Origin of the sequence: Actinosynnema sp. NPDC002837 (genome assembly GCF_040295345.1) — a bacterium.
Classification (GTDB): Bacteria; Actinomycetota; Actinomycetes; order Mycobacteriales; family Pseudonocardiaceae; genus Actinosynnema.
On record NZ_JBEOVG010000106.1, the window covers coordinates 20,856 to 28,968 of the forward strand.

The 8,113-nt window shown below is 74.7% G+C and carries 9 protein-coding genes; 2 read left to right on the forward strand and 7 right to left on the reverse strand.

Annotated features, from left to right (window positions below; genetic code table 11):
* Complete coding sequence (locus ABTZ99_RS39365; protein WP_498779692.1) at positions 1 to 375, forward strand: PadR family transcriptional regulator; 375 nt, start codon at positions 1 to 3, stop codon at positions 373 to 375.
* Complete coding sequence (locus ABTZ99_RS39370) at positions 372 to 1,739, forward strand: permease prefix domain 1-containing protein (RefSeq protein WP_499618114.1); 1,368 nt, start codon at positions 372 to 374, stop codon at positions 1,737 to 1,739. The genes ABTZ99_RS39365 and ABTZ99_RS39370 overlap by 4 nt, the downstream gene beginning before the upstream one ends.
* A gap of 25 nt (positions 1,740 to 1,764) precedes the next feature.
* Here the strand turns inward: ABTZ99_RS39370 and ABTZ99_RS39375 are convergent, their stop codons facing one another.
* The 7 genes from ABTZ99_RS39375 to ABTZ99_RS39405 all read right to left on the reverse strand — a co-directional run bounded on the left by ABTZ99_RS39375 (position 1,765) and on the right by ABTZ99_RS39405 (position 7,491).
* Complete coding sequence (locus ABTZ99_RS39375; RefSeq protein WP_499618116.1) at positions 1,765 to 3,249, reverse strand: 3-deoxy-7-phosphoheptulonate synthase; 1,485 nt, start codon at positions 3,247 to 3,249, stop codon at positions 1,765 to 1,767.
* Entirely contained in the window at positions 3,233 to 4,444 is a 1,212-nt protein-coding gene (locus tag ABTZ99_RS39380; RefSeq protein WP_499618118.1) for an FAD-dependent monooxygenase, read from the reverse strand. Before ABTZ99_RS39380 ends, ABTZ99_RS39375 begins: the two co-directional genes overlap by 17 nt.
* Positions 4,441 to 4,575 carry a hypothetical protein gene (locus ABTZ99_RS39385; protein ID WP_498779685.1) on the reverse strand — a complete coding sequence of 45 codons (135 nt, stop codon included), beginning with the start codon at positions 4,573 to 4,575 and terminating at the stop codon, positions 4,441 to 4,443. Before ABTZ99_RS39385 ends, ABTZ99_RS39380 begins: the two co-directional genes overlap by 4 nt.
* Before the next feature lie 498 nt (positions 4,576 to 5,073).
* Positions 5,074 to 5,997 (reverse strand): hypothetical protein, encoded by a 924-nt coding sequence (locus tag ABTZ99_RS39390; protein WP_499618120.1) that lies wholly within the window; start codon positions 5,995 to 5,997, stop codon positions 5,074 to 5,076.
* On the reverse strand, positions 5,994 to 6,332 hold the full coding sequence (locus ABTZ99_RS39395; RefSeq protein WP_498779681.1) for a PadR family transcriptional regulator: 339 nt from the start codon (positions 6,330 to 6,332) through the stop codon (positions 5,994 to 5,996). Before ABTZ99_RS39395 ends, ABTZ99_RS39390 begins: the two co-directional genes overlap by 4 nt.
* 77 nt (positions 6,333 to 6,409) lie before the next feature.
* On the reverse strand, positions 6,410 to 6,865 hold the full coding sequence (locus ABTZ99_RS39400) for a pyridoxamine 5'-phosphate oxidase family protein (RefSeq protein ID WP_498779679.1): 456 nt from the start codon (positions 6,863 to 6,865) through the stop codon (positions 6,410 to 6,412).
* On the reverse strand, positions 6,862 to 7,491 hold the full coding sequence (locus ABTZ99_RS39405) for a glyoxalase (RefSeq protein ID WP_498779677.1): 630 nt from the start codon (positions 7,489 to 7,491) through the stop codon (positions 6,862 to 6,864). Before ABTZ99_RS39405 ends, ABTZ99_RS39400 begins: the two co-directional genes overlap by 4 nt.
* Positions 7,492 to 8,113 lie beyond the last annotated feature (622 nt).

The window sequence follows — 8,113 nt, forward strand, 5'->3', positions numbered from 1 at the left end:
TTGAAGGTCACCAAGGACCTCGTCGCCGCCTCGGCGACACCGATGGTGCTGGGCATCCTGGCCGAGGAGGACAGCTACGGGTACGCGATCCTCAGGCGGATCAACGAGCTGTCCGACGGGAAGCTGGACTGGACCGAAGGGCTGCTCTACCCGTTGCTGCACCGGCTGGAGCGCCTGGGGCACGTGGAGTCGACGTGGCGGTCGGTCGCCGGCGAGCGGCGGCGCAAGTACTACCGGATCACCCGCAGCGGCCTGGCCGAACTCGCCGAGCAGCGTCGGCAGTGGGACGCGGTCGTCGGCGCGCTCAAGGAGATCTGGCCCCGTTCGGACGAGTCGCGGCCGTTGACCACGTTGCCGCGGGGAGGCTTCGCATGACCGACGATCAGGGCGACCTGGACGCGCAGTTCGCCCAGTGGCGGCACTACCTGCAACGGCGCCGGGAGCTGCGGCAGACCGACGTCGACGAGCTCGAAGACCACCTGCGGGGCTCGGTCGACGACCTCCTGGCCGCCGGCCTGCACGCCGACGAGGCGTTCCTGGTCGCGGTCAAGCGCATGGGCAGCCTGGACGAGCTGTCCCGCGAGTTCGCCCGGGAGCACTCGGAGCGGCTGTGGAAGCAGCTGGTGCTGACCGGCGGGCCCGACGGACCGGCGCCGGGCGGCCGGTCGCGGCGCGACCTGCTGGTGATGGTGGGCTGCGCGGCGGGCGCGGCGGTGTCGGTCAAGGCGCCGGAGCTGTTCGGCCTGAGCCTGGAGGACGACGCCGCGTTCTACGCGCCGAACGTCGCCCTGTTCGCGTTGCCGTGGCTGGCGGGCTTCCTGGCCTGGCGGCGTCGTGCGACGGCCGGGGTGATCGGCGCGCTGGTGGCGTTGTTCGCGCTGGGCGCGGTGGCCGCCAACGCCTACCCGCTCGCGGAGGACTCCCAGTCGGTGGTGCTGACCAGCATCCACCTGCCGATCGCGCTGTGGTTCGCGGTCGGGCTGGCGTACGTGTCCGACGACGTGCGGTCCTCACGGCGACGGATGGACTTCGTCCGCTTCACCGGCGAGTGGTTCATCTACTACGTCCTCATCGCGCTCGGCGGCGGTGTGCTGATCGGGTTCGTGTTCGGCACCTTCGAGGCGATCGGGATCTCGCCGGAGACCGCCATCGGGCAGTGGGTGCTCCCGTGCGGCGCCGCGGCGGCGGTGGTCGTGGCGGGGTGGCTGGTCGAGGCCAAGCAGAGCGTGGTGGAGAACATCGCCCCGGTGCTGACGCGGCTGTTCACCCCGCTGTTCACCGCGGTGCTGCTGGCGTTCCTGGTCACGCTCGGCGTCACCAGTTCCGGCATCGACGTCGAGCGGGAGGCGTTGATCCTGTTCGACCTCCTGCTGGTCGTGGTGCTCGGCCTGCTGCTCTACTCGTTCTCCGCGCGCGATCCGCTGGCCCCGCCCGGTGTGTTCGACAAGCTGCAACTCGCCCTCGTGGTCAGCGCGCTGGTCATCGACGTGCTGGTGCTGCTGGAGATCACCGGCCGCATCACGGAGTACGGCACCACGCCCAACAAGGCGGCGGCGCTGGGCGAGAACGCCATCCTCCTGGCCAACCTGGCGTGGACGGCGTGGCTGCTGCTGGCCCTGATCCGCCGCCGCGCGCCGTTCACCGCGCTCGAACGGTGGCAGACCACCTACCTGCCGGTGTACGCGGTGTGGGCGTGGGTCGTGGTCCTGCTCTTCCCGCCGCTGTTCGGCTACCTGTGACGCGTGCCGCCGGGCGCCGCGTCGGTCACCGCGCGCACCGTTCGGCGGTCCACAGCGCCAGTTCGAGCGCCTGGTCGCGGTCGAGGCGCTGGTCGTCGGTCGAGACGTCGTCGACCAGCTCCACGTGCAGGCCGCCGGCGTGGGTGCCGGCGGCCCGGTGCGCGTCGTGGAAGCCCTGCACCTCGGCCACCACGTCGTCGAGGTCGCCGGCGGTGAACGCGTTGCCGTGCAGGGGATCGCACACCCAGCCCACCGGGACGCCGGTGTCGGTGACGGCGTCGAGCAGGCGCGGCAACACCTCGCGCACCTGCCCCGCGCCCAGACGGGTGATGAACGTCAGCCGTCCGGGCACGCGATCGGGGTTGAGCGCGCGGGCGAGCCCGGCCGCGTCCCGGGCGGTGGCGGTCGGGCCGAGCGCCACCGCCACCGGGTTGTCGATCCCGGCCAGGAAGTCGACGCGCGTGCGGCTGCGGTCGCCCGCCCACAGCAGGTGCCCGGAGGTGCCGAACCGGCGTCCGGTGCGCGGATCGGTGCGGGCGAGCGCGAGCTCGTAGTCCAGGGGAACCGCCTCGTGGCTGACGAAGAGGTCCGGCGGGCCGGGGTGCGGGCCCGCCAGCCGCGACCGGACGAGGGCGACGACGTCGGCGTGGCGTGCCGCGGCCGGTGTGGTGGCCAGGCGTCGGTCGAGCGACTCCCGCACCGCGTCGGCGGTGGCCGGGTCGGACACCAGCGCGCGCAGTTCGTCCAGGTACCGGGCCGAGTTCCGGTACCGGCGGCGGGTGTCCGGGCCGTCGGCCACCACCCGGCCGACGGTGATCACCGGCAGGCACGCGGCGTGGCCGAGGACGAGCGCCAGCTCGCGCGTGAACCGGTACCCGGACACGTCGTCGGAGGCCGCTGCGCCGGGTCCGCCGTGCAGCAGCAGCGCCTGCCCGGTGGCGACCTGGCCGAGTTCCGCGGTGAGCCGGTCGCACTGCTGCGGGAGCACCAACGCCGGGGTGCCCGCCCGCTGCGCGCGCACCCGCCGTTCGTCGGCCCACCCGGACCGCTGGGGCTGGATGGACGACGCCGCCTGACCGGACCGGGTGGCCTGGTCAGGCCGCGCGGTGTGGGCGGGCGGCGCGGTGTTGGCGGGCTGCGCGGTGTGGGCGGATCTCTCGGTCTGGGCGGACCCCGCCGCCTGACCGGACCGCTCGACCTGGTCGGCCTGGGCGGACTGCTCGACCTGGTCGGCCTGGGCGGACTGCTCGACCTGGTCGGCCTGGGCGGACTGCTCGATCTGGACGGCCTGCGCGGCTTGGCCGGCCTGGCCGTCCTGGGCGGACCGTGCTGCCTGCTCCACTTGCTCCGGTTGCTCCAGTTGCTCGACCTGGTCGGACTGGCGGGTGCCGCCCTGTCTGGGCGTCGGCGGCGTGAGGGCGACGTCCGGGGTGGCGCGCTCCGGCCGGACCCGCCGCGGCGGGGGGTGGACGGTCGGGGTCGTGCCGCCGGGCTCAGACGAGTTCGCCATGGTGGGATTCCTCCGAGGTCGCCAGCGCGGCCTCCGCGTCGTAGCCGTGGATCCAGGCCAGGTCTTCGGGCAGTCGGCGCAGCCTGGCGTCCCGCTCGTCGGCGGCGGGCCCGTCGGGGAGCTGGTAGCACTCGCCGTTGCGCCGCGAACCCCGTTGCAGCAGGCGGGTCCGGGTGCGCCGGGCCCGTTCGTAGCGGTCCAGGGCCAGCGCGGGCCGGTCCGGCCACGTGCGCAGGCACGCCGCCAGCACCACCCCGTCCTCGACCGCCTGGTTACCGCCCTGGCCGTGGTGCGGGAGCATCGGGTGCGCGGCGTCGCCGACCAGCGTCACCCGCTCCAGGCTCCAGCGGTCGACGGGCTCCCGGTCGAACAGGCCCCAGTGCGACACCTCGTCGGCCGCGCCGACGATCCGGGTCACCGCGGGCGACCACCCGGCGAACGCGGCCAGCACGTCGGCGACCCGGCCGCGCCGCACCCACGACTCCCGGGTCCACCGCGGATCGCGCACCACGGCGAGGAAGTTCACCGTGTCGCCGCCGTGCACCGGGTAGGCGACCAGGTGCCGCGCGGGTCCGAGGTGGAACGACAGCGCGTCGTCGACCGCGTCGCCCACCAGCTCGGCCGCGACCAGCCCGCGGTAGCCCGACCTGCCCGAGTAGACGGCGCGATCGGCTCCGACGACGTCCCTCCGCACCGTGGAGTGCACACCGTCCGCACCCACCACCACACCGGCCTCGACGCGCCGGTCGCCGTCGAACTCGACCACCACCCGGTCGGCCAGCGGGGTGACGCCCAGGCAGCGGTGCCCGGTGCGCAGCTCGCCGCCCTCGTCGCGGTACCGCTCGGCCAGCAGCCGTTGCAGGTCCGCGCGGTGGAAGGTGTAGAAGGGCGCGCCGAAGCGGTCCTCGTAGTCGCGGCCGAGGGGCAGGGCCTGCCGCACCGCGCCGGTCCGCCAGTGGTGGAACACCACGCGCCCCGGCTGGAAGGCCATCCGCCGCAGCTCCGCGCCCAAGCCGAGCCGCAGCAGGGGCCGGGTGCCGTTCGCGCCGAGGGCCAGCCCAGCCCCTTCCTCGCTCAGCGCGTCGGCCTGCTCGAACACCACGACCCGCAGGCCCGCGCGGCGCACCGCCAACGCGGTGACCAGCCCACCGATCCCGGCGCCGACCACGGCGACCGGCACGTGCTCGGCGCTCACGGCGCACCGGAGACGGCGAGCGCGACCACCCGGGCGCCGTCGCGGAACGCCGGGCGCCCGGTCACGTCACCGTCGCGGTGGTGGTCGCCGGCCAGGGGAGAGGGGGTGGACTGGAGTGGGACTTCGGGCATGCTCGCTCCTGCGCGGAAGTCACGGTGCGACGCGGCGGACCCCGACCCGTCATCGGGTCCTCGACCTGCCATCCGGTGTTGCCCCGTCCGGGCGTCCGATCCTCGCCGGCGGCATCACGGACCGTGCTGTGCGCCGAGCGTATGCGCCGGTTTCGGGGGCGGCAATCGCGCCCGGGGCGGTCCGGGACCGTCGTGGCGGTCGACGAGCCGGCCGGAGATCGGCCCGTCCCGCGTGCGGGGCGGGACACCCGCGTCACCGGTGGTGGTGACGTCGTCCTGAGCTCGTGGTCCACGGAGCGTCGCAGGTCACGCCCCGTCAGGGCGCTGTCCTTCGTCGGGGTACGTCCTGTCACCCGATGAGTGCTCGGCCGCGCGAGGAGTTGATTTCGTGACGCGTGGTGATCCGACTGCGCACCTCGGTGTCACCCCGTGATTCCGGCCGGCGCAAGACCACCCTACGGAGGGAAATCCGGCCCGACCTCGTTTGGGAGCGCCCGGTCAGGTGACCGGTCGGTCGGGACGCCTGCGGACGCGGCGTGGCAGGCCGCCCAACGCCAGCAGCGCCAGCACCGGCAGCCCGTAGAAGACCGCCACCTCCAACGAGGTCGGCATGCGCAGCGAGATGAGCAGCTGGGCGAAGCCCAGCGCCGTCGTCACGGTCGGCAGCAGCAGGATCAACGCGGCCCGCCGGCCGACCCGCGACCGGTGGCCGCACGCCACCGCCGTGCCGCCGATCACCACGACGAGCCGGAGGAACTCGACCACCGCCACGCGGTGCCCCAGGACACCCAGCGCCACGGTCACGCCGACCGTCGCGGCCAGCACGAGGACCGCCCGACGCCCGACCAGCTCCCGACCACGCGCCGGTCCCGGCGACCACGTCAGCGCGACCGCGGTCAGCAGACCCACCAGGATCCACCCCGCGTCCATCCCGGTCCACCAGTGCTGGTGCGGGAGGAACGTCGCGACCAGCACGAACCAGGCCACGGCCGGCCAGGCGACCACCGCGGCGGCACGCGACCGCCCGAGCAGGACGAGCACGGCCACCACGCCCCAGAGGAGCCACGCCGGCGCGTCCGGGAACTGCGTGGACCACGGCATGTCCACCAGCGCGCCCGCCTTCACGAACCACGCGAGCTCGTGCAGGCCGGTCGTCGCGCCGGCCAGCAGCGCCACCGGCCCGAGCAGGCTGACGATCGCCAGCACGTCCCGGGCGTCGACGCCGCCGTCGGCCGCCACCACCCGCCGCAGGTGCAGCCGCACCGCGGCCCACAGCAGGTCGACGCGCTCACGCCGGGTCGGCCGCGCCCGGTCGCCGGCGCCCGCCATCAGCACCGCCAGCATCTCCTCGCCGTGGCGTTCGCGGTGATCGCGCGGGTAGCGCGCCAACAGCCGCCGGTAGTGCCGTTCCAACTCGCTCATGCCGTGCCCCCCGCCGGCCGCAGCCGCAGACGTCGCTCCGCGGCGCGGGTCTGTGCCCGCAACCTCCGCACTTCGGTCTCCAACCTGGCCGCCCCCTCGTCGGTCAGCCGGTAGTAGCGGCGGAGCCTGCCGTCGACGACCTGCTCCCGGTCGACGGCCACCCAACCGTCCGCGGACAACCGGTCCAGCGCCGTGTAGAGGGTGCCCGCGCGCAGCTTGACCCGGCCGCCCGAGATCTCCTCGACGTCGAGCAGGATGCCGTAGCCGTGCTGCGCCCGCGCGGCCAACGCCGTGAGGATCAGGAACGTCGGTTCCCTCAACGGACCGTCTTTCACGCTATCGGTATATACCGATCATCTGACTATGGCAAGCGCAGGGGGTGCGCTCGTCCGCAGGCGTGACGTCGCCGTGGTCAGCCGAGCCACCGGCCGTCGCGCATGAGGGTGCGCCCGCGGAGCTCGTCGGCCTCGCGCCAGGCCTGGATCCGTCGCGGCCGGACCAGGAAGTACTGGTAGGGCTCGTCCAGGTCGCGCGGGTCGAAGCCGGTCCTGGCCGCGAACGCGTCGCCCGCCTCGGGGCCGAGGTCGGCGACGTCCACCGGCTCGGCGGTCCCGTCGACCACGACGACGTCCCGCGTCGGCCCGAGGCAGAGCCGCACCCGGCCGTCCGCCAGGAGGTTGCGGCCGGTGGCGGAGGAGCGCGGCGTCGAGATCAGGAAGGCGGCGCCGTCCCAGAGGTAGGAGAGCGGGACGAGGTGGACGCCGGCCGGCCCGCCCGACGTCGCGACCCAGAGGTCGACGTCGGCCGCGAGCCTGGCCCGGGTGTCCCGCAGCCTCTCGTCGAGGCCGCGCGGCGGTGCGGCCGTCATGCGTTCGTCGACAGCCGGGACGACGCCTCCCACGCGAACCCGTCCGGGTCGGTGAAGTCGCCGGCGTCGCCGCCGATCGTGAGCCGGTGCGACCCGGTGCCGTCGGGCGCGACACCGACGTCCTTGGCCAGCGCGCGACGCCGGTACAGCGCCAGCTTGACCGGGCCCGACCCGGCGGCGAACTCGACGTACACGCGGCCGAAGCTCTTGCCGACGGCAAGCCCCTGGCCGACGTAGAACCGCTTGCTCGCGGCCACGTCCGCGACGCCGAGCAGGAGCACGATCTCGTCGATCGCCCGGGTCGCCGGGCCGGTGTCCTTCTTGGCCGAGGTCGCGATCTTCCAGATCGCGCCGTCCGGCGCCTGCACGACGCCGCCGTAGCCCCACAGCGACTTCGAGGCGGGCTTGAGCGTGGTGGCGCCGGCGTCCAGGGCGGTCGCGACGAGGCTGTCGACGGTGGACGGTTGGGACACCGTGAGCGCCAGCGTGAACCCGCGGAAGCCGGTCGTCGGCGCCTCGGAGGCCCGCAGGCGGAGCTGCCCGTCCAGGCCGAACGCGTCGGCGTAGAAGCGGTGGGCGGCCGTGGTGTCGGCCACGTCGAGGGTGACGGATTCGATGTTTGCCATGGGAAGAACGCTAGGTCCGCCCCCACCACGGGCGCTTCTCGATTCCTGACCGGTCGCGGCGCGGGCGGTGCGGAGGCTCCACGGCGCAACCCGCGACGTTCAACCTCGGCGATCAGGTTGGGGGCGAAACCCACGCGGGCGGGGTGGCTCGCATGCCGGTGCCGGTGCCGGTGCCGGTGCCGGTGCCGGGCCGGTGCGGGGCGGGGCGGGGCGGGGCGGGACGGGACGGGACGGGTGGTGTGCGCTCGCGGGCCGGTGCCGGGCGGGGCGGGTGGTGTGCGGCGGGGTGGGTGGTGTGCGGCAGTGTGGCCGGTGTCGGGTGGGGCGGTCGGTGTCGGGCGAGGTTGCGGTGCCCGGGGGGTGGCGGTGTGCGGCGAGCGGCGGTGTCCGGAGGGCTGGGCGGTGTCGGGCGCGGTGGCTGGTGTCGGGCGAGGCGGTCGGTGTGTGGCGGGGTGGCCGTTGTCGGGCGGTGTGTGGCGAGGTGGGCCGTGTGCGGTGGGCCGCGTGCCGGGTCGGTCGGGCGACACCCGGGAACGGCGCGGGGCCGGGGCGGCCCCCATGTCAGGTCGGCGCCCGCCCCCGGGGGGCGCCCCGGCGCAGCGCCGGGCCCTGTTTAAGCCGC

What these genes read in the sequence shown, in the direction of transcription:
- ABTZ99_RS39370 (WP_499618114.1), top strand. Translation starts at nt 372, where the DNA reads ATGACCGACGATCAGGGCGACCTGGACGCGCAGTTCGCCCAGTGGCGG.
- ABTZ99_RS39375 (WP_499618116.1), bottom strand. Translation starts at nt 3,249, where the DNA reads ATGGCGAACTCGTCTGAGCCCGGCGGCACGACCCCGACCGTCCACCCC.
- ABTZ99_RS39385 (WP_498779685.1), bottom strand. Translation starts at nt 4,575, where the DNA reads ATGCCCGAAGTCCCACTCCAGTCCACCCCCTCTCCCCTGGCCGGCGAC.
- ABTZ99_RS39390 (WP_499618120.1), bottom strand. Translation starts at nt 5,997, where the DNA reads ATGAGCGAGTTGGAACGGCACTACCGGCGGCTGTTGGCGCGCTACCCG.
- ABTZ99_RS39400 (WP_498779679.1), bottom strand. Translation starts at nt 6,865, where the DNA reads ATGACGGCCGCACCGCCGCGCGGCCTCGACGAGAGGCTGCGGGACACC.
- ABTZ99_RS39405 (WP_498779677.1), bottom strand. Translation starts at nt 7,491, where the DNA reads ATGGCAAACATCGAATCCGTCACCCTCGACGTGGCCGACACCACGGCC.